Origin of the sequence: Pseudomonas sp. 58 R 3 (assembly GCF_900006605.1) — a bacterium.
GTDB classification, from domain to species: domain Bacteria; phylum Pseudomonadota; class Gammaproteobacteria; order Pseudomonadales; family Pseudomonadaceae; genus Aquipseudomonas; species Aquipseudomonas salomonii.
This window is the reverse complement of sequence record NZ_CVTT01000030.1, coordinates 45653-66540: the sequence shown is the minus strand read 5'-3', so window position 1 is coordinate 66540 and position 20888 is coordinate 45653. Positions and strand designations below refer to the sequence as shown.

At 60.3% G+C, this 20888-nt stretch carries 17 protein-coding genes; 1 reads left to right on the top strand and 16 read right to left on the bottom strand.

Going from position 1 to position 20888, the window contains the following annotated elements:
- Positions 1 to 66 precede the first annotated feature (66 nt).
- The 16 genes from BFP92_RS04410 to tssA all read right to left on the bottom strand — a co-directional run bounded on the left by BFP92_RS04410 (position 67) and on the right by tssA (position 19854).
- Positions 67 to 909 (bottom strand): serine/threonine-protein kinase, encoded by an 843-nt coding sequence (locus BFP92_RS04410; protein WP_065912118.1) that lies wholly within the window; start codon positions 907 to 909, stop codon positions 67 to 69.
- Positions 906 to 1637, bottom strand: coding sequence for a PP2C family protein-serine/threonine phosphatase (locus BFP92_RS04405; protein ID WP_065912116.1), 732 nt, complete (start codon positions 1635 to 1637; stop codon positions 906 to 908). Before BFP92_RS04405 ends, BFP92_RS04410 begins: the two co-directional genes overlap by 4 nt.
- Entirely contained in the window at positions 1634 to 5011 is a 3378-nt protein-coding gene (gene tssM, locus BFP92_RS04400; protein ID WP_065912114.1) for a type VI secretion system membrane subunit TssM, read from the bottom strand. The genes BFP92_RS04405 and tssM overlap by 4 nt, the downstream gene beginning before the upstream one ends.
- Before the next feature lie 15 nt (positions 5012 to 5026).
- On the bottom strand, positions 5027 to 5893 hold the full coding sequence (gene icmH, locus BFP92_RS04395; protein WP_170875818.1) for a type IVB secretion system protein IcmH/DotU: 867 nt from the start codon (positions 5891 to 5893) through the stop codon (positions 5027 to 5029).
- Between the two features lie 5 nt (positions 5894 to 5898).
- Complete coding sequence (gene tssK, locus BFP92_RS04390; protein ID WP_065912108.1) at positions 5899 to 7227, bottom strand: type VI secretion system baseplate subunit TssK; 1329 nt, start codon at positions 7225 to 7227, stop codon at positions 5899 to 5901.
- 1 nt (position 7228) lies between these two features.
- On the bottom strand, positions 7229 to 7711 hold the full coding sequence (gene tssJ, locus BFP92_RS04385; protein ID WP_065912107.1) for a type VI secretion system lipoprotein TssJ: 483 nt from the start codon (positions 7709 to 7711) through the stop codon (positions 7229 to 7231).
- Positions 7708 to 8901, bottom strand: coding sequence for a type VI secretion system-associated FHA domain protein TagH (tagH, locus tag BFP92_RS04380; protein ID WP_065912106.1), 1194 nt, complete (start codon positions 8899 to 8901; stop codon positions 7708 to 7710). The genes tssJ and tagH overlap by 4 nt, the downstream gene beginning before the upstream one ends.
- Before the next feature lie 13 nt (positions 8902 to 8914).
- Positions 8915 to 9046, bottom strand: coding sequence for a type VI secretion protein (locus BFP92_RS31985; RefSeq protein WP_074854505.1), 132 nt, complete (start codon positions 9044 to 9046; stop codon positions 8915 to 8917).
- Between the two features lie 73 nt (positions 9047 to 9119).
- Entirely contained in the window at positions 9120 to 10640 is a 1521-nt protein-coding gene (locus BFP92_RS04375) for a sigma-54 interaction domain-containing protein (RefSeq protein ID WP_065912103.1), read from the bottom strand.
- The gene (locus BFP92_RS04370; protein ID WP_065912155.1) at positions 10637 to 13075 is read right to left on the bottom strand and encodes an AAA family ATPase; all 2439 of its coding nucleotides are present in this window, start codon (positions 13073 to 13075) and stop codon (positions 10637 to 10639) included. The genes BFP92_RS04375 and BFP92_RS04370 overlap by 4 nt, the downstream gene beginning before the upstream one ends.
- 12 nt (positions 13076 to 13087) lie before the next feature.
- Positions 13088 to 14080, bottom strand: a complete 993-nt coding sequence (gene tssG, locus BFP92_RS04365) for a type VI secretion system baseplate subunit TssG (protein WP_065912095.1) — start codon at positions 14078 to 14080, stop codon at positions 13088 to 13090.
- Entirely contained in the window at positions 14044 to 15831 is a 1788-nt protein-coding gene (tssF, locus tag BFP92_RS04360; RefSeq protein ID WP_065912091.1) for a type VI secretion system baseplate subunit TssF, read from the bottom strand. Before tssF ends, tssG begins: the two co-directional genes overlap by 37 nt.
- On the bottom strand, positions 15821 to 16222 hold the full coding sequence (tssE, locus tag BFP92_RS04355; RefSeq protein WP_065912153.1) for a type VI secretion system baseplate subunit TssE: 402 nt from the start codon (positions 16220 to 16222) through the stop codon (positions 15821 to 15823). Before tssE ends, tssF begins: the two co-directional genes overlap by 11 nt.
- A gap of 14 nt (positions 16223 to 16236) precedes the next feature.
- Entirely contained in the window at positions 16237 to 17712 is a 1476-nt protein-coding gene (gene tssC / locus BFP92_RS04350) for a type VI secretion system contractile sheath large subunit (RefSeq protein WP_065912088.1), read from the bottom strand.
- 26 nt (positions 17713 to 17738) lie between these two features.
- On the bottom strand, positions 17739 to 18236 hold the full coding sequence (gene tssB, locus BFP92_RS04345; protein ID WP_065912087.1) for a type VI secretion system contractile sheath small subunit: 498 nt from the start codon (positions 18234 to 18236) through the stop codon (positions 17739 to 17741).
- Positions 18237 to 18270: 34 nt separating this feature from the next.
- Positions 18271 to 19854 (bottom strand): type VI secretion system protein TssA, encoded by a 1584-nt coding sequence (tssA, locus tag BFP92_RS04340; protein WP_083221698.1) that lies wholly within the window; start codon positions 19852 to 19854, stop codon positions 18271 to 18273.
- 479 nt (positions 19855 to 20333) lie between these two features.
- Between tssA and BFP92_RS04335 the strand changes: the two genes are divergently transcribed.
- Complete coding sequence (locus BFP92_RS04335) at positions 20334 to 20849, top strand: Hcp family type VI secretion system effector (RefSeq protein ID WP_017136833.1); 516 nt, start codon at positions 20334 to 20336, stop codon at positions 20847 to 20849.
- Positions 20850 to 20888: the final 39 nt, after the last annotated feature.

Below are 20888 nucleotides of genomic sequence, written 5' to 3'. Positions count from 1 at the left end.
GGAGCTCCCCACAAAACAGCAGATACACAGCGTCGGCCCAATCGAAACATCGGCAGACACCCCTAGCTATCTGAACCAGCGCCATCGACAACGCGCCATCACCTCGCCCAACTCCTCCACGCTGATCGTTCGGTGCTCAGGATCCATCGCCAACGCCAAGCGCAAGGCGGGCCAACACGCTGCGGGCAGCTGCCGGGGGCGCTCCAGCCGCTCAGTGGCCCGACGCTCGCCCAAGCGTTTGCCATGGGCCAACTCATACACCACACACGCCACCGCATACAGATCAGCACTCGCCGTCAGCGCACCGCCCGCCAACAACTCCGGCGCCGCATAAGCCGGAGTCCAGGCGCTGAACCGGTCACGACTCACACTCGCCAGCCCCGCCATCGCCTCTGCCGTCGCCTGCCCCAGGCCGAAATCGAACAAACGAATACCGTCGTCACCCAGCATGATGTTCACCGGTTTTACATCACCGTGCAGTACACCTTGGCGATGCACATACGCCACGGCATCCAGCAATTGCACGGCCAGGGGCTGCAACTCACGCCAGGGCAAGCCATCGGGACCCTCCAGCAGGAGCCGGTCCAGGGTCATGCCGCGCATCAACTCCATGGTGAAAAAAGCCATCTGGCTGCTGATATCCACCTCGAACGCAAACATGCGCACCACGCGCTCATGCTGCAGGCTGCGGGTCAGGGCGAACTCGCTGTAGAGCAGCACATGTGCATCGGGCGCCAGGCGCAGATTCTCACCGAGCACCTTGATTGCCACACTGGAACAGGGCTCGCCAAACTGCTCATGCAACAGGTCGCGCGCCCGGTAGACCACGCCCATGCCGCCCGAACCCAGCACGCGCTCAAGGTGATAACGGCCCGCCAGCAAGGTGGGCATGCCAGGTGCCGTGGTCATGTGCGCACCGCAACGGCCGTCAGGTCATCCCGCGCCGGGCCGCGTAGCGCCGCCGTGAACAGCCGTGCCACCACCTGTTGTGGCGTACCGCTGTCCATGGCGCAGCCCAGCTCGGCGTGCGTCATCGCCTGGTACACCCCGTCACTGCACAGCAAAAAAACATCGCCCGGGTGTGCGCCCAACTCCAACACTTCGAGTTTCAGCGGGTGCCGGGCGCCTACGGCACGGGTCAATGCCCTGGCGCCGGGATGCGCCTGAGCCTGCGCCAGGCTCAACCGCTGCTCATCCATCAACTGGCGCAGCAGTGAGTGATCGCGCGACAGCTGGTACAACCGCCCGCCTCGCCACAGGTAACAGCGGCTGTCCCCCGCCCAGATACACGCTGCGCGCCGGCCCTCCAGCAGCAGGACCACGACGGTACTGCCCATTCTGTCGTCGCGACCTTCGGCCGGCGCAGAGGCGTTATCCCCCCAACTCTGATTGAGCCGTTGCAGGCATCGCCGCACTGCATCAATGCGCTGATCGAACGTACCCTGGGCCGGCAACGCGGAAAGGCTGTCGATCACCCATTGGCTCGCCCTGTGCCCGGCGCGGTGGCCGCCCATACCGTCGGCAACCGCCCAGCAACCCTGCTGGGGGCAGTCGAGGAACGCATCTTCGTTGCGCTGCCTGGCCTTGCCACGTTGGCTGCGTGCCGCGCTGTTTGCAGCGGCTTGCGACGCGGTCATAGTCGCTCCGGCAAACGGAATGTGCGCCACGCGTCCATCTGAAACGGGCTGGGTGGGCGCTGGCTGACCAACAGGTAATTGGCACGCAAACCGGCAAGATCGGCCTTGAGTAGCTGCGCATCGCGCCCACTGGCGGGCTCGCTGTGCAGCAAGTCAAAGAAGCGAAACAACGACCAGGCCCCGTTATTGTTTTCGATGCCCAATGGCCGCTGTGCGCCGCGCTCCAGGACCAGGCTGCTGCGACCATTTTCCGCCTCGCTGGGCCACTGGAACGTCACAGGCACAATCGGCCCATGGCGGTATTCCAGCTGCTGACCGCCAAAGCTAAACACCGCGCGGCTGACCGCCTGGTCCAGGCTATAAGGCGCCAACGTAAATCGAACCGCCAGCTCGGCGGGGTCGCCACCGAAAAAACCACGGCGGATGATCTGCGCTTTGCCGAGTTGCTCCAGCAACGCGCGTGACATTGGCAGGCTCTGGCCTTCCAGCCCGCGCAAGCGATAACGCCCGCCGTCGGCGCTGATAAACGGGCGCAGGTAATGGTCATGGAACCTTGCCAGCACGCCCTGGGGTTTGAAAAACTCCTCAAAATCGCCCAAAGCCACGTCGCTGCCGGCATGGGCATTGAACGGGTAACGCTGGCGGATAGCCCTGGCATACAGGCTATACACCTCGCTCTGATAGCGTTGGTTCACATGCGTATAAGCCTCATCGAACAAATGCCGCCAACTGTCGTCGGCAAGGCCCTCGACCCAACCTTTGAGCGGCAGCGGCAAACGTGCGGCACTGTCGCGTAACTGTCCCAACCCGGGTTGTTGCCCTTCCATACGCCGTTTCACCATCTGGAAAGCCGCCTGCTCCGGCGCCCCTTCGCGATTCAGCGCCGCCAGTTGCAGGTGCACAGCATCAAGCTGGCGCAATGCCTGGGTCAGTTGTTCACCGGGGTTTTGCTGCTCATCAAGCAGTTGATGCAAGGGCTCGAAACGGCGTTGCAAGGCGCGTCTTGCGGCGTCATCGCCTGTGGGCTTGGGCAAAACGCCTGCGTGTACACGGGCAGCCATCGACTGAGCGATAGCCGCCACGTCACCGGCCTCGTGGGGCACCGCTGACATCGGGGCATCGGTGGATAGCAAACGGGTATTTTCACGCACCTGCTGCAACAGCAACACCAGCGGTGATTGCGCCGAGGTAAGGCGCGCCAGTTGTTCGGCGTCCTGGCGCAGGTTGTCGGTTTCGCGCAATCGAACCTGACCCAAGGCCTGGCTCCACGCATCGGCGTACTCACTGAAATAGCGCTGTTGCAGCTCGACGATCAACCGGCGCAACTCCATCGCACTGAGGTCAGTCGCCTGCCCCAGCACCCAATTGTCCAGGACAATCGCGTTAACCAGTCGCGGGCCTTGCTGGTCGAAATACTGCACATAGCGCTTGCTGTAAAACCCGGCAATCGGTTGATCCAGCGCCGTGAACACAGTGCCGTCCGTGAGGCGGCTGGGTTCCAGCGTATGCGATTGCTCGCGCAGTACGCGATACACCACATCTGCCAACGACTCTCCGCGCAACACCTGGCGAGCCTGGGCAACCAGCTCATCATTGAGTGGCGCGGCAAAGGGTTGTTCAAGCAGCCGGGCGAAGTGTTCACTCAGGCGCGCCTGCGTCGCAGACTCCCCGGCAAAGCGCTCGGACCACCGACTGGCCACGCGCTCCGCCAGCCACCCGGCGTCACGTCGCTCGCGCAGATTGAGCATCAGGTAGGCGCGCAGGTTATCCAGTAACCGTTCGCGATCCCCAAGGCTCGACCGCACCTGCTCTTCGAGCAGCGAAGCGACCTGCACAACCATTTGCTGCAGGGCATCGTTGTAGGCATTGACTAGCGGCGGCCGGCTTACTTCGCCCTGAAACAGTCCGGCTCTCTCCAGCACGCCCGCCTCTGACACCGGCGGAAACACCCGCGTCGCCGCCAGGCGATTGTCCAGCAACGTCAGTAACGCCAGGGTCTGGTCCGCATCGGTCGGGGCCGACGTATCGACCTGACCTAACTGCGCCAACTGCTCCAGGCGTTGGTGGTTGATCCCATAGCTGTGCATCCAGAGCATGCCCGCCGCACCGATGACCAACGCGACGGCGCTCGCCCATCCCGCCTGCTGCCAACGAATGCGTTGATGCTCCTCGGTGTGCAACCCTGCAAGATCGGCCTCGGCGAAAATCACTTGGTTGAAAAGACCTTGCACAAAGCGTTCGTGCCGCTCACCCGCACTGGTCAAAAAGAAACCTCGCACCCCCTGGATGCGCTGATTGCGATGGGCGCAGAACGCCACTTCGATAAACAGGCACAAACGCTCACCGATGCGTGCCACCTGGGGCACAAAATCCAGCATCCGGCCACGGCGCTCGACATTGCGCTCCTGGTGCAGGCGCTGCATCAGTTCGCCACTCACGCGCTGGAGCAACGCCTCGAACGCCTGGCGTACCTGCGCCATGGGCACACCCGTGGGGTCGCCAGTGATCAGCTCACCCAGCACGCCCTCTGCGGCGCTGTCGTGCGGCGTATCAAAAAACGCGCTAAAGCCCGGGATGTGGTCAGCGTGAGTCAGCACCAGATACACCGGAATATCGATATGCAGCGTCTGCTGGATATCTTGTAACCGGGAATGCACATGCCGTGCATGGCGCTCCAGATCATGCTCATTGCTGCCCAACAGGGTGTCCACCGACAACGTCACCACCACGCCATTGAGTGGCCGCACCCGGCGCCTGGACTTGAGCAGCCCGAGTAACGTCGACCAACCTGCGGCATCGACTGCGCGGTCGGGTTGGTCCAGGTAGCGCCCGGCACTCTCCATCAGGACGCCCTGATCGGCGAAGAACCAGTCACAGTAAGCACCGGCCCCTGATGATACGGCCTGAAGGTGATCCGGCGGGCGCTGCAAGCCATTGGCCGCCAGCAAAGCACTCTTGCCGCTGCCTCGCTGTCCGATCAACAAGTACCAGGGCAGCTCATTGCGTGCGCGCAAGCTGCGCCCGACATATTGGCGAGATGTTTTCAAGGTATGCAGCGCCTCCTTGAAACGCCCGCGCACCTGTTTGCGCTCATCCTCTACCAGCCCAGGGTGCTGACGGCCAGCCTGGTCCTCCTCGATCCGGGGCAGCACGCTGCGGCGTGTTCCCATAACAGCCATTGCCAGCCCCCATAGCAGAAACAGCGTGCTGATGGTCAAAAGGCGAGCCGTAGCGCCTTGCCAGAACCGGTGGTCATCCACCGCCAGCAGAGGCCCGAAAAACCACACCAGGCAGGCGCTGCAAAGCACCAGCAACAAGCTCCATACCCAAACGATGCGCAGCAGGGTGCCCGCGCCCTTGAAAAAAGCGTTCATTGAATGTTCCCGGCGTTACAAGGGCGTCGGAGTCAGTTCCGGCGCCGAAGATTGAAAGGGTTGCAATGCATGGGCTCGCTCCTGCCCCAGTACCCAGGCAGTTGTCGAATACATCGCCAGCAAAGCGATCACGCCCAGCACCACACACCCGGTTGCGGAGAGCGTGCGCAGCCGCTTGCGGCGTGCCTGCTGGGGTCGGGAGGCGCAGGCAGACACAGAAACCGGGGCGCCACGCACATGCCTTATCTGGCGATACAACGCGTCACGTACGCCCTCAAGCTCGATTACGCCGCGCTCCATGACTCTGTATTTGCCTTCAAACCCCATCGACAGGCACAGGTACATCAGCTCCAGCATGGCCAAGTGTTTTACCGGGTCGCGAGACAGTCGCTCCAACAGCTGAAAAAACTTTTCGCCGCCAAAGGTTTCGTTGTGAAAACGACTCAGCAGACTGATCTTCGACCAGTCACTGCGGCTCCCCCACGCCGTGGTCACTACCGCTTCATCAACGACGCTGCACAGCACATAACGAGCAGCAATCACCTGAGCACTTTCCATACCTTCATGCTGGGCGCGGACCTCAAAGCGTGTGAGGCTCGCGGCCAGGCGGTCGTTAAGCGTTTGCAGGTTCTCCCGGCCGCTGCTGAGTTTGAGCTCAAGCACCTCGGACATCAGTTCCCAGGCCGCTGTCACCAGCGGGTTAAGGCCCACGTTGAAACGTTGCGCGCCCTGTACTGCGGCGGCGTACACCATGCGGTCTTCCAACTGTTCAAAACGCGGTGGCGAGACGAAGTCCGTCACCGGCCCCTGTGCCGGGCCGTGGCCGTTACGGTCCAGCAATACGGTTTTCTCATCCAGCGGGTATTCACTGTCCATGTTCATCATGTTCAATTCCTGATAGCCCAGAAGGTCAGTTCCAACTCGCTGAACTCGCCGCCGACATGGAACGCAAAACCACCCGATTGCTCCAGTTGTGCGATGTCACGGGCACTGAGCTCGAGCATGAAATAGGTTTTACCGGCATGAAACGGGATCTGGCGTGGCGCGACCGGCAGCGGTTTGACCTTGATGCCCGCCAGGTGCAGGTTGACCAGTTCACGGATGCGCTCTACGGGGCCGACCTTTAGATGGGCCGGCAAACGATGGCGCAGTTCTTCCGAATCGCATTGAGCCGCGACCGCCAGGATGAATGTCGCGCTGCCCAACAGCTTGAGATCGGCCACCGGGCAGACCATCACCCCGTACTGGCGTTGTTGCAGCACCAGCTCCAGGGCATGCTGCTCAAAGACCATCGACAGCACCGTGCGCAACCCCGCCATCAACCCACGAAAACTCGCGCCCTGGTCGCCATGGAGGTAGCGCACCTGCTGGGTGGCACGTTTGCTGTCACTGGCAAACGTCGCCAGTTCGCCCAGTATCGACAGCATCTCGCGGAACAACGCCTCTGAACGCACTTGCGGCTGAGCCAGGTAATGACGCAACACCGGCTCGGCCCGATTGATCAGTTGCAGCATCAGAAAGTCGGCAATCTGCGCACCCGCCGTGGCGCCATTGCCGCCAATCCGCTCAGCAATCGCATCTCCCCGGCTGGCCAGCAGGCTGATCACTTCTTTGAGGCAGGACGAAACAAACCCCGAGCCCTGCACATAAATAAACGTCGGGGCAAAATCAGGCTCCATCCGCAGCCCCTCTTGCGCAGAGCATTCCAGCACCTGGGCAATCTTCAGCTTCACGTAGACCTCATCACCCGGCTGCTCGCCCAGCAACAGGCGCAAATCCGGGCGTGCGCAACTGATCTGGCAACGCGCGTCCCGGCCCGCATTGGAGTCCGCCACTTCAACGTCACAGGCGATGTAGCGCGCCAGCACATCCGGCGCCTCCTGCGTGCGGGTTTCAACCTGATTGCCGATCGCCATCGGCAACGCCAGGTACACCGATTGCCTGCCCGCGTTGGCCGGCACCTCCAGTACCAGTGGCGCCATGGTGGTGGTCAACTCGAAAAGACTGCCGTCCGGCAAAACGCCACTGGCTTGATTGACCACCAACTTGCCAAGGCCCAGGTATTGCAGATCGATGTCCAGGCTCAGGAACCCCCAGGCATCACTGCCCAGCAAGCGGGTTCGGTTGAGCTGGTGCTGGTAATAACGGTCGTTGTGTTGCAAGTGCTGGGGGCGCAGCAACATCCCTTCCTGCCAGATGACTTTATGAACCTGCATCTTAATTCTCCAAGGCGCTGACGAGCGGGTCGCCAGCACGGATGCCCGCCTGGTCAAGCACCAGGTGCGCTCGCGTCACTTGCTGTGGCGCCAGCGGCAGCACCCAACGCCATTGCACATGGGGCAAATCACGGTATGCCGCGATGATGCCCACGTAACGGCTTTGCGGTTCGCTCCTGAGCTTGAGGGCCACCTGCTCGCCGGGGCGCAACTCCAGTTCCTCGCTGCTCACCCAGTCTTTGGGCAGTGCCTGCTCGGCATGCCCGTACAGCGTGAAAAAATCCGCGTTTTCGAATGCCACTGGATGCTTGAGTTCGAACAGCTGCACCACCACCGGAGAGGGGCGCCCATGCAGGTCGGGATTCACTTCGTCACTGGCGGCCAGCGTCAGGTCGAGCTTGGTCACTGTGGAAAAGGGTGACAGGCTGGTGCAACCACCCAGCAGCATCAATACGACCAAAAGAGGTAGCGCGACACGGGTCATGGGCATCCTCCTGACGGTGTGGCAAACAAGGCTGAGGCCAGGCGTACCTGTTCCTCATAGGCCTTGGCAAAATCGCCGCGCAACGGGCCCGTGTTCAATGCATCTGCTTCGACCAAGCGTTGATAGTGGCGCTGGTAGGCCCGCCAATGCGCCCTGTCGGCAAAGAACCTTGGCAGCTTGTCATCGCGCGCAAAACCGGCCTGCAAATGGCCGGGGGCAAACGTCGCCAGCGAGGTGCGCAGCGCCGTGCGGCACGCAACGAGCAGCGCGACCTGATGCACTTGCATTTGCCGGTACACCTGCGTAATGGCCGCTTCGGCGCCGGGTTGCGCCAACGCTCCCATGCCCAGCAGCGACGCCAACACTGAGTCAATGCCCAGGTTGTCCTTCAACACGTTCGGACGTTTGATCAAGGTGCTAGGGTCCAGGCTCAATTCACTGTGCAGTTCGTCATGAGTGCGCAGGTTCTGTTGCAACCCATCAATCACGTGCCCGAGTAAGCCCGCAGCTCTAATCGCCAACGCCTCGCGGCCAGCGCAATCAAGCGTCTGCACACCGACGCCCAACGCTGTGGCGAATTGCGTCCAGAACGCTTCATCGGTCTGCGGCGCCTGCGAATCAGGCAAGACAGGCTCGACCCTCTCTCCCGGAGCGTCTGCCTGGGCGGGTAAGGCCAGGTAATCGCGCTCAACGCAGTCACTCGACATCCAGGCACTCGGTGCCTCTTGCACGTCGTTCAAGGCGTCCAGCTCGCACGGTGGTGCCCCGTGCATCGACTGGCGATCCCATTCTTGAACGGGGTCCAGGCCCAGGTAAGCATCCTCGGGTATCACCCCGCCCGCAGCGGATAATGGCTGACGATGCGGCGTCACGCGTTCAATCAAACGCGCACGGATAGCAAATGGCCCCAACTGGAAAACATCACCCTCCACGATCAGCCGCGCCTGCCCCTTTTGCAGCGACTTGCCACTGCCCACCTCACGGATACCATTACTGCTGATATCCGTCAGGAAATAACGCGCGTCACGGTAAGCGATCAACCCGTGGTGACTGGAAAGCAAACGACTGGGGTCAGGAATAATCCAGTCGCAACCGGCTCCACGACCGACCACGCCGCCCATCCCATCGAACACCTTGCGCGGTGGCGGCTCATCGCCCCCGCCCTCACACACCTCAAGCACTAATTGCATGAAAGGCTCCATCTCATTGGCCGCGACGGGTCGCTTGGGGGTCACCCAAAGGACGATAGTCAGCATCATCAAACACGTAATTGCCGCTGCAGCCGCTCAGCAAACACAACACAAGCACCACGGCTCGCCATGGACGATCAGGCATCGGGGTTCTCCCAGGTAGATAAGACAAACGGGTAAGCGCAGAGCCCATGAGCACGCCAGCGTGAATACGCCATTCAACATTCCCCTCGATTGGGGATATTCAACCGCGCAAGCCGGTACAGCAGCGTGCGACGCGCTACCCCAAGTTCACGCGCAGTGCGCGTTCGATTGCCACGGTTCTTGTGCAGGCAGTCGATCAGAAAGACCCGCTCCACGCGCTCCAGGCGCTGACGGAGGGTGGCCTCGATGGTTGCACCTGCGGGCGCCGATGACAGCGACAGGTGCGCAGGTAAAATCACCCCGTCATCACACAGCAGCACCGCCCGTTCGACCAGGCATTTGAGCTCACGCACATTGCCAGGGAAGGCATGGCTGGAGAGCTGATCAAGCGCCGCGCTGGACCAGCTGACCACCGGTTTTTCGAGTGCCGCGCAGACCTTTTCAGCAAAGTGCCGGGCAAGCAGCAGCACATCGCCGTCGCGCTCACGCAATGCCGGTAACTGGATAGGGAACTGCGCCAATCGGTAATAGAGGTCTTCGCGAAAAGTCCCCTGGCTGACCATTGCCAGCAGGTCGCGATGGGTGGCGGCGATAATTCGCACGTCGACCTTGTGAGCGGTATTGGCACCCAACGGGCGCACTTCACCTTCTTGTAGAACCCTCAGCAGCTTTGCCTGCAGGGAGAGTGGCATATCGCCAATCTCATCCAGCAGCAGTGTGCCGCCATCGGCTGCGTCAAACAGCCCCGCATAGTTACGCTCCGCACCGGTGAACGCGCCTTTGCGGTAGCCGAACAGCTCACTCTCCAGCAAGCCCTCGGGGAAGGCTGCGCAGTTTTGCACCACAAACGCTCGCGTGCTGCGCGGGCCGGCGGCGTGAATCGCACGCGCCACCACCTCCTTGCCCGTGCCGGTTTCTCCGTGCAACAGCACGGTAAACGGTGCCTGCACAACCTTGCCGATCAGGTGGCAGGTCGCCTCCATCGCGGCACTGTTGCCAATCAAGCCATAGGCGCCGGTCACGGGTGTATCGCACGGGGGAACAAGCCGGACTTGCCTGGGCTGGGCAAGCCGCAACAGGGTTGATTGGCCCAGGGCAAAGCTGCCCAATCGGCCCAAAGAAGCGGCGTAGCCGTGCAATTGCGCAGGGCGCAGGCTGGCGCAAAGCAGAACGCCGCACACCGCCTTGCTCCGATTAAACAAGGGCAGGCAGGTCAGCGAGTGCCAAGGCAGCGCCGCCAAGGGCAGAAAACCGCTGTCATAGGCGCTGTTGCACAGTTGATCAATGGTCAGTTCACGCCCCTGATCAAGGACGTAGTGCAATAACTGCTGGTGCTGAACATCTACGCTTGCGCCACACTGGCCTGAGGGTTCCCCGTCGGGAAAATACTGAGCGATCAGCCCCGGCTGGCCGGTGGTTTCATCCCGTGCATACAGTTGGCACAGGTCGCACTGGCTCAACTGCGCAGCGGCCGTGACGCAAAGGTCTGCCAACCTCGACTCCTCGCGCTCGAAGCCCAGGCGGGTAAACCAGCCCAGCAGTTGGTCGACGTAGGCCGGCGAATCAGGCAACGACTTGAACGGGCTGTGCGTCATAGGCTGAACTCACACACTGGCACACCGCTGCCATCGAGCGTCGCGTGGGTGGCCGAGAGGGATTCGCCAACGGCCATCGCACCGAGCAGACGATCAACGATCGGCGGCAGCAGGTGGGACTCGATCCACTGGTCGATATAACGCGCCCCACTGTCCTGGTGCATACAACGCTCGACCATGTGCGTGACCAGTTCGGCGCTGTAGCTGAACACCAGTTCGCGCGCCTGCAACCGTTGGCCAAGGCGCGCCAGCTTGAGCCTTGCCACGTCCTGTAAGCGTTCGTCTGCGAGCGGGTAATACGGTACGACTCGCATGCGAGCGAGCAGAGCCGGCTTGAAGTGAGCGCGCAATACCGGGCGAATCACTTCCTCCAGGGCCGCAGCGTCAGGTCGCCTGCCATCGGCGCACAGTGCGCTGATGCAATCGCTGCCCAGGTTGGACGTCATCAGGATCAACGTATTACGAAAATCAATTTCGCGGCCTTCACCGTCATTGGCCAAGCCCTTGTCAAAGACCTGGTAGAACAGGTTCAGCACCTCTGGGTCGGCCTTCTCGATTTCATCGAGCAACACCACCGAATAAGGTCGCTGGCGCACGGCCTCCGTCAGCACCCCGCCCTCGCCGTAACCAATGTAACCGGGAGGCGCACCAATCAATCGGGACAGCGAGTGTTGCTCCTGGTACTCCGACATATTCAGCGTGATCACAAACCGCTCACCGCCGTACAGCAAGTCCGCCAGTGCCAGCGCCGTCTCGGTCTTGCCGACCCCGCTTGGGCCGGCGAGCAAAAATACGCCCACAGGCGCCTCAGGATTATTGAGGCCCGCAGCCACCGCTCGCAGGTTACGATCCAGCGCCTGCACCGCCGGTTCCTGCCCAATGATTCGCTCGCCCAGGGCGTCGGCAAAACCCAGGACGCGCTCACTGTGCTCCAAGGCCAGTTGCTCAACCGGGATGCCGGTCCAGCCGCTGATGACCTGGGCGACTACCCGTGGGCATACTTCATGGCTGGCTTGCTGCTGTTCACGCTGCATCCAGCGCTGCTCGGTTTGCTGGCGCTCAAGCTCGAGAGCGTCCAGCCGCTGGGCCAGTGCCTGCAACGCCGGTTGGTCAACGGGCAAGCCGGCTTCAACATCGCGCTCAAGCGCCACACGCTGGCGAGTGCCCTCAGCCCATTCAGCGCACAGCTGCTGCAACGCCTCAGGCGCCGTCGTCAGGCGGATACGCACTTGCGCACAGGCGGTATCCAGTACGTCGACGGCTTTGTCCGGCAACTGTCGCCCTGCCAGGTAACGAGCGCTCAGTTGTGCTGCTGCCACCACCGCGTCGTCACGTATATAGACGCCATGGCTGGCTTCATACACCGGCACCAACCCGCGCAAAATGGAGACCGCCGCCGACACACTTGGCTCGTCGACTTTTACCGGCTGGAAGCGCCGTGCCAATGCCGGGTCTTTTTCGATGTATTTTTTGTACTCGGACCAGGTCGTGGCGGCGATGGTGCGCAATTGACCGCGCGCCAGGGCGGGCTTGAGCAAATTGGCGGCATCGCCTCCACCCACCTGCCCGCCGGCACCCACCAGGGTATGTGCCTCGTCAATAAACAGGATCACGGCCTGTGGAGAGGCGTTAACCTCGTCGATCACACCTTTGAGCCGCCGTTCGAACTCGCCCTTGATGCTGGCGCCGGCCTGCAACAAGCCCATGTCCAAGGTCAGTATGCGTACGCCCTTGAGTGGCTCGGGCACCTGTGAGGCAACCACTCGCAATGCGAGCCCTTCGACGATGGCGGTCTTACCCACGCCCGCGTCTCCCACCAGAATCGGGTTGTTCTTGCGCCGACGCACAAGGATATCGATCAACTGACGGACCTGCGCGTCACGACACAGGACCGGGTCGATCCGCCCTTCACGCGCCTGACGCGTCAGGTCATGGGTAAAGCGCTCCAGCAGTGACTCGCCTTGTCGCAACGGCGCGGTTTCGCAGCCCCGGCTCAACAAAAAATCACGCACGCGTTGCGCGTCCAAGCGGCTCAATAACGGCTGATAAGCACTGCCCGCGTGTTGCAGCGGATGACGCAGAAGTGCCAGCAATAAAGCACCGGCGCCGACCTCAACCTGCCCCAACTCCAGGTGGGCAACCATTAACGCTTGTTGCAACCATTGCACGAGTGCCGGGGCAAACACCGGGCTGCGCGATGCACTTTGTTCGCCTTTGAGCAGTAACAGGGCCTGAAGCTCACCTGGAGCAATTTCGGCATCCGCCAGCGCCTTTACCAAAGGCCCCTCGGCATGTTCCAGCAGCGTCAGCAGCAGGTCCTCAACCAACACTTCCTTTCCGCCACGCGTTACACAACGCTCGGCGGACCGCGCCAGGTCAAGGCGCGTCTGAGGCGTCAAGGTCCGGATCAGTTGTTGCAGGTCTACATTCATCATAATCATCAGTCCCTAATCAGAGTTGCTGGCCAGAGTGACCACACCGTCGGCACTCTCGTACCCCAACCAACTGGTCCAACCGAGACGACACACGTTGCGCTCGCCAATATGCAGCGGCCGAACTTCACCCTCGGCCAGTACCAGGCGCACGTCATATTCCAGTGGCGTGCGCAGCATCAGGCGAACCAGCGAGCACAACGGCTTGCACGCGCTGCCAGCGGGTAGAAACGCGTGAAAGCGCGGCCAGCTCAAGCCCTCGACCTGCACCCTGAACTTGCCGCTGCGATCGGCAACCTGGTGGCCGAGCAGCAGGTCTTCGCCAAGCACGTTGTTGGCCGCCCCGAGTTGATTGCGTTGCTGTTGGCCGATAACCACCGTGCGTTCAACCCATTGCTCTATGAACAAACGGCTGTGCTTGAAGTAATGACGCAGCACCGTTTCGATCAAGGTGGCCGAGTGCACTCGCAGGCTCAGCAGCCCCAGGTACGGCAACAATCGCTTGCAGTCCAATTGCGCCGCGTCGCGAATCTGGTGGCTGCCCAGCCCGACCAGCGCGAACATCTGCGCGGAAAAAGCATCACTGGCGTCGGTGCGAAAACTCGCTCGATAGCGATATTTGCGCCAGATCGGCAGCATCAACCTCTGCAGGCGATGGTGAAATACGTCAAGAAAGCCGCGGCTCACGCTGCCACTCGCCTGTTCTTGATAGAACCCGGGCAATGGCGAACCGGCGCCAAACAGGCCCAGCACGTTAAGCCGCAGGCGAGCGCGTAACTGTCCGTGTTCGACAAAAAAAGCCACCCCGTCAATGTCGTGCCCAGGGAACCCCAAGCTTGGGTTGGCCTGGAACTCGAGCAAGTCATATAACGTGTCGTCATCCAGCGATGGATGGCTGTCGCGCAGGCGTTCGATCACCTGCAGCACCGCCTGGAACAACGAATACTCGCGAATTGTGCGTGTTAGAGCGCTCAAAGCAGGGCCTGCCGACCCATCCGGGGTGGCCATAGATACACGTCTCCTTGTGTGCTGGTGACCCGCAGTTCGTGATACGAATTGAGGCCGGCGTAGAGGGCAAAAAACTCATTGAGTGCCGAGGCGAAGACAAACAAGTCGCCCTGGCCGGCAAAGCCGTTGGCGTCAATACTCAGGTCGACTTGCAGGCCGCGTATCGGCAGCCCACGGTGCATTCGGTCGACGGCTTGATGACGGATGGCCTTCAATGCATCCAGTCTTCGCTGACTGACGTTGTGTGCCTGTCGATCGTGATAGCGCGGCAAGTCGTAGGTCTGGAGGATGACTTTCAGGGCGCTGGTATCGGTCAACGAGAGGTAGTTGAGCGACATGTTGCTGATCAACTTCCAGAGGAAGTCCTGGTCCAGAGGCGGAGCAAAGCTCGCCGTCGGCGCACAGATATTGCGAAACGTCAGGAATTCCGGTGTTTGTTCGCAGGGCTGGTTGATCTCTCCCACTTGCAGCAGCTGTGGCAAGTTGTGGTTGGTGCAGGTCAATTCAATCGAGAGGGTTTCCTGCTCATGGCCTGGGCCAATACCAAAACTCAACCAGGTATCCAGTTCGGCACTTTGCACCGACGAACGCTGACGAATGCTGTAGCTGGGCGTGCGCGCTGAAGTGGCATTGCCACTGCCATGCTCGAAGGATTCGAACGGCACATACGCCTGGTAGCCCAGCCCACCCGGGCGCCATCCGGTCACCTGGTCCACGGAAAAGACCGCGGCATTGCCCCGCGCTATGCCACCCGGCAGCAGCAGGTACTCATCCTGCTTGCCATCCAGGCGAATCGGCACTGCATCATGTTTGAACAGGTTGGCAATGGGCGTGCAATACAGCTTTACGTTGTCCAGAGTGGGACGGTACGTCGCCTGCGCGTGGTGGTTTAACTTGAAACGCAGCTCTACACACCTGGCCCGCTTGAGCAGTTCATGTGGCAACGCCTGTAACGCATCCAGCCCGAGTACATCGACAAACAGATACTTGTCCGCAAACGCAAAATACTCCTGCAGGTGGCGATAGCCGCAAAAAGTGTTCGCCGGATAGGGAATCAGTGCATGTTCCTCATCGAACCCCACCGGTTTTACCTGGTTTGCAGCAAGCCGCAGCGACAACGGCTGGCCCTCGCGATCACTGATCACCAGCCCTTCATGGTCAAAGAGCCGCAGTTCGATGCCTTCCAGATGACGCAGCAGGCTCAGGTACAAACCTTGGCTCACCTGCCGATCACCCGCCAGGTGCAAGCGCAATTGATCGAATGCCAACTGACTCAAATTGCCCTCCACGCTCATCTCCATGCGCAGGTTGAGGAGCGTTTGTGCGCCCTGGGCCACGTACTCCAGGCGGCTCAGTTGCAGCGCCAGCACCTGGGTGGCGTAGCAGGTACGAAAGCGGCAGCGCTCACCATTGACCAGCACGCTTTCAACCGGCGTGTCCCGTTCTACGCTGACCGTGGTGCACGCATGTTTCAACGGGTCAAACTGCAAGATGCTGAAGGCCGGCAGTGGCCGCATATAGTTGGGCCACAACAGATGCATCAATGAATGAGTCAGCTCTGGAAGCTCGTCGGCAAGCTTCTGGCGCAAGCGCCCGGTCAGGAACGCAAAGCCTTCCAATAGACGCTCTACATCCGGATCCTGGCCTGAATCGGCGAGAAAAGGTGCCAAGGCAGGATTACGCTCAGCAAAACGCCGCCCAAGTTGGCGCAAGGCACTGAGTTCACTTTGGTAAAAGTGGTTAAAGGACATCAGGCTGTACCTCAACCTGACCACCACCGGCCAACTGCGCATTAAAAACCACCGGTTGCACAACGCCCTCGATGAGCAGTGTCGCCTCAATCACAAACGCCAGGACCAAAGGGTTGCCGGTATCGGGCAAGCCCCTGACACGCACATTCGACAGACGTGGTTCGTATACCTGGATGAACCGTTCAATCGACAGCCGCGACTGGCTCAATGACTCATGCAGGCTCAAGCGCATGTCATTGAGGTCGGGCAGCCCGTAGTCTGGCAGCGTCAAGACACTGCCTGCACGTGTGCCGAGCATGTTCTCCAAGTGCGCGGCGATCGACGCTACGCTGCCGGCCCTGGCGGGTGCCAGGCCTTCGAGACGCTCAAACAGGCTGCGATAGTCGGGTATCCCCTGCCCCTTTCTCATTCTTTGTCGAGTTTGCCGACGAGGGACAAGGTGAAGTCCGCGCCCATGTACTTGAAGTGCGGCCGTACACTGAGGTTGACGCGGTACCAACCCGGTTCGCCCTCGACATCACTGACCACGATGCGAGCAGCCCGCAATGGGCGTCGCCCACGCACTTCGGCGCTGGGGTTTTCCTGGTCGGCAACGTATTGGCGGATCCATTTGTTGAGTTCCAGTTCCAGGTCGGTACGCTCCTTCCATGAACCCAACTGCTCGCGCTGCAACACCTTGAGATAATGCGCCAGCCGGTTGACCACCATCATGTAGGGCAGTTGCGTTCCCAGGCGGTAGTTCAACTCAGCTTCCTTGCCCTCGGCGCTGTTACCGAAATACTTGGGTTTTTGTACCGAGCTGGCGGAAAAGAACGCTGCGTTATCACTGCCTTTGCGCATGGTCAGGGCAATAAAGCCTTCCTGCGCAAGTTCGTACTCGCGACGGTCAGAGACCAGCACTTCGGTCGGGATCTTGGTTTCAATTTCTCCCATGCTCTGGAAGTGATGCAGGGGCAGGTCTTCCACCGCGCCACCGCTTTGCGGGCCGATAATGTTCGGGCACCAGCGAAAGCGGGCAAAACTGTCCGTCAGCCGGGTGGCAAAGGCAAACGCGGTATTGCCCCACAAATAGTGTTCGTGGCTGTTGACCACGTTTTCCTGGTAGGCAAATGTCTTGACCGGGCACTCAAGGGGATCGTAAGGGGTACGCAACAGGAACCGCGGCACGGTCAGGCCAATGTAACGGGCGTCTTCGCTCTGACGAAAGCTTTGCCATTTGGCAAATTGAGGCCCCTCGAAATGATCCTTGAGGTCCTTCATGTCAGGCAAACCGGTAAAGCTTTCCAAACCGAAAAAGCTCGGCCCTGCGGCGGCAATAAACGGTGCATGGGCCATGCAGGCAACACTGGAAACGTATTGCATCAGCTTCACATCCGGCGCGCTGGGCCCAAGGAAGTAGTTGGCAATGATGGCGCCCACGGGCTGGCCGCCGAACTGGCCATATTCGGCACTGTAAATATGCTTGTACAGCCCGGACTGAGTGGTTTCCGGGGAGTCTTCGAAATCGTCCAGCAGGTCCTGTCGTGAGACGTTCAGCAGTTCGATCTTGATGTTCTCGCGAAAATTGGTGCGATCGACGAGCAGGTGCAACCCCCTCCAGGCAGCTTCCAGCGCCTGGAAATCCGGGTGATGAAGAATTTCATCCATTTGCTCGCTGAGTTTCATGTCGATCTCGGCGATCATTCGATCGACCAGGCGCTTCTTGACCGGCTCGCCGCTGTTGTGCGGTTTGACAAGCTCTTCGATAAACGCCGAGACACCGCGTTTGGCAATGCTGTAGGCCTCGTCATCCGCGCTCAGCAGTGTCTGGGCAATGATGGTATCGAGAATGCTGTGCTCGTCAGCCATTCGGGTGGGCAGCGCATGCTGTGGGATGGTCATGGCATCAGTTTCCTTTACTGAAAATGTCAGGCTGCGGGGTCACTCAACCCCAGTTCGGCCAATACCCGGGCGCGGGAGTCGTCATCCGCCAGCGCCTGTTCGATCGCCTTGCGAAAGCTCGGCGTGTTACCCAACGGCCCCTTGAGGGCCATCAGCGCTTCACGCAGCGCCATGAGCTTTTGCAGCTCTGGAATTTGCTCGACCAGGTTCGCCGGGGTGAAATCCTTCATCGAGTTGACCCGCACATGGATCGACAGCGCTTCGATATCGGGCTGTTCCTGCAGGCGATTCGGCACGCTCAGGGTCAACGCCAGTGCCTGTTTGGCCAGCACGTCATCAAAGGTGTGCTTGTCGATACCGATCGGCTTGCGGTCTTCGAGCTTGCGTGGGTCTTCGCGCTGGGCGAAGTCGCCCAGCACCAGCAACTTCAGCGGTAGCTCGACCTCTTCCTGGGCGCCCCCGACGGCGGGCTTGAAGGTGATATTGATACGTTCCTTGGGTGCTACCGAACCTTCTTTGGCCACGGTAAATCTCCTTTTTTCGAGGGGGTTCAAAAGCCTATTCAAGTACCGCTTCAACATCGAAGTGGCAGAGCCTTCGGTGGGTACTTTCCTTGCGCTCGCGTATGGCCTGGTTTTGCGGCAAAAGCTCGCAACAGCGATACAAAAGCTGTGCAACCTGCAGTGCCAGTTCCGGCTCCCAACGATCCAGACCGGCGCGCTGAAGCTCGTGGTCCAGGCCTTCCAGCTGCACCTTCGCCAGCTCATGCTTGCCTGCCGATATGCACAACCGCGCCAGTGCCAGCCGCCAATGAAAACGCGCGCGCTCGCTGCGTGCGCTGTGCATACCCTGCTTGAGGTCGTGTATTGCCTCCTTGAGCCCGTCCTTGCGCAACCTGGGCATAACCTCTTGCAAGGCCGCCTCCCAGGGTTCGGCGTTGGCATCCACCACCACGCCGGACGGCGCAGGCGGCTGCAAGTGCCGAGCGACCTGAAGCGTGATCCAGTCCCGGGTGGCGGTATCGGCAAATGGCGCACCCCCGTGAAACCTGAATTCGGGCAGGTCCGGCAGCCGTTGCAGTAACAGCGCGAAGCTGACTTCGAGTTCGGTCATGGCCAGATCGGCCTGCAAGGCCTCAAGGCATTCCCAGACCATGCGCAAGCCGTCAAACCAGAACAACGCCCCCGCCAGGCTGGCCTCAAGCTCAAGCAACAGTTCGCCGTAATGCCCTTGGGCAAAACGCTCCCGGTAGCGCTTGAGCTTGTCGGGCGTCGGGCCACGCAGCACCGTGAGCCGGTCGCTGTCAGCGTCGGGGTAGCTGTTGAGCGCCAGCCAGGTCAGTGCCCGGTTAAGGCGCAAGGCGCGCAGGTCGGTCGCATCCTGGCGCAGCCACCAGTTGCATAAGTGCCGTCCATGCTCCTGCAACGTGCGCAGTGACTTGTGGGCCTCCTTTTCGCTGGCTATCGCAGGGTTGCCTGTTTTTTCATGACCTGTTGCCGGCTCGGGGCTCAGCAACCGCGTCGCCGCCTGCTTGACCTGAGCAATCACACCCGCCGAAACGGCTTCTGGCCGTTCTGCTTGTACGGCCTGCTCCAACCGCTGCGTCAACTGCCTGCGCAGCGGCAGCAACAGCGGCGCCTCATCACTCAAGTGCACAGACCAGAGCTGATCAAGGTGCGCCAGGTGCTCAAGCATGCTGCGAAATAGTGGCTGTTGATCCTTGAGCGAAACGTTGTGTGCAAACACCTGCTCCAGGCGCAGCGCCAACCAGCCCAGTGCTGCGCCACGGGTGCGCATTTTTTGCGGATAGACAACCGCCCAATAGTGCTCACACAAATGACGCATCAACCCCAGGCCCGCCAACAGCCCTGGAAAAGATTCGCGTTGGTACAACGCCCAGGTCAACCAGGCCGCCACTCGCAGATCCTTGGTGTGCTGACGCAACAGGCCTTCGCTGATCTGCATGACCACCTGCCAGTCCGGCTGGGTGCTGACATGCATCGATTGCAGCTTGCCAAGCTCGGCTTCCAAAGCCTCATATTCACTTGAAAAGCGCATGTCTGCGCCGGCATAGTTACCTGGCGAACAGGGCACTAAGGCAAGTTCAAGATAATAACCACACAAAGCGCCTGAATAATCCATTTTGGGCCGCACACCATTTAAAACATTAAATTCCACGCACCTGAAGCACACTCAGGTGCAAAAAATACGATTATAAAAACCTCGCCATTCTCTCCACGAAGTTCGCAAACACTAGCCGGACAAATAACATCCAGCAAGTGTCAAAACCGCACTTAAGGATTTTCCTACAAACCCCTAAATCATTGGCGTGCGCACCATTTTGCGCAGCAAAAACAGCACACCACGTTCAATTAAACCTCTCCCCCAACAAGCACACGAAAAAGCTAGACGAGCAAATTAATGCACACTTCTGCGCAACCAATTTCATTTAAATCTGATTAAAACATCCACGCCTTTAATGAAATCAAGTTCAATAACAAGCAAACCCCCTGCTTTTACTGGGCTTGTTAATTTCAGGCACGCTTCTTGTTATAGGAACTTGCCCAGCCGGCACAACTACGGCTGGCTACTACTTCATCCATCAGGCAAGGAAACCCGTCATGCCAACACCCGCATACCTCTCGATCACCGGTGTCAAACAAGGACTGATTACGGCAGGCACGTTCACCCAGGACTCGGTAGGCAACATTTACCAGGAGGGCCATGAAGACCAGATCCTGGTCCAGGCCTTTTCGCACCAGGTGATTATTCCCCGTGACCCGCAATCCGGTCAGCCAACCGGCCAGCGCGTTCACAAACCGCTGATGATCAGCAAGGTCTTCGATAAATCATCGCCCCTGCTGTTCAGCGCGCTGACCAGTGGCGAGGAAGTCAAATGCCAACTGCAATGGTTCCGTACCTCTTCGGCCGGCACCCAGGAACACTATTTCACCATCGAGCTTGAGGGGGCGACCATCGTGGACATCCAGTCACGCATGCCCAACTGCCAGGCACCGGAAAACGCGCACTTCACGCATCTGGAAGACGTGCATTTCACCTATCGCAAGATCATCTGGACGCACGAAGTAGCGGGCACTTCCGGCTCGGACGACTGGCGTAGCCCGGTCGCCGGCTAACCCTGGGTGACGCAGAAACGGCGGCCATGGACGGCACCG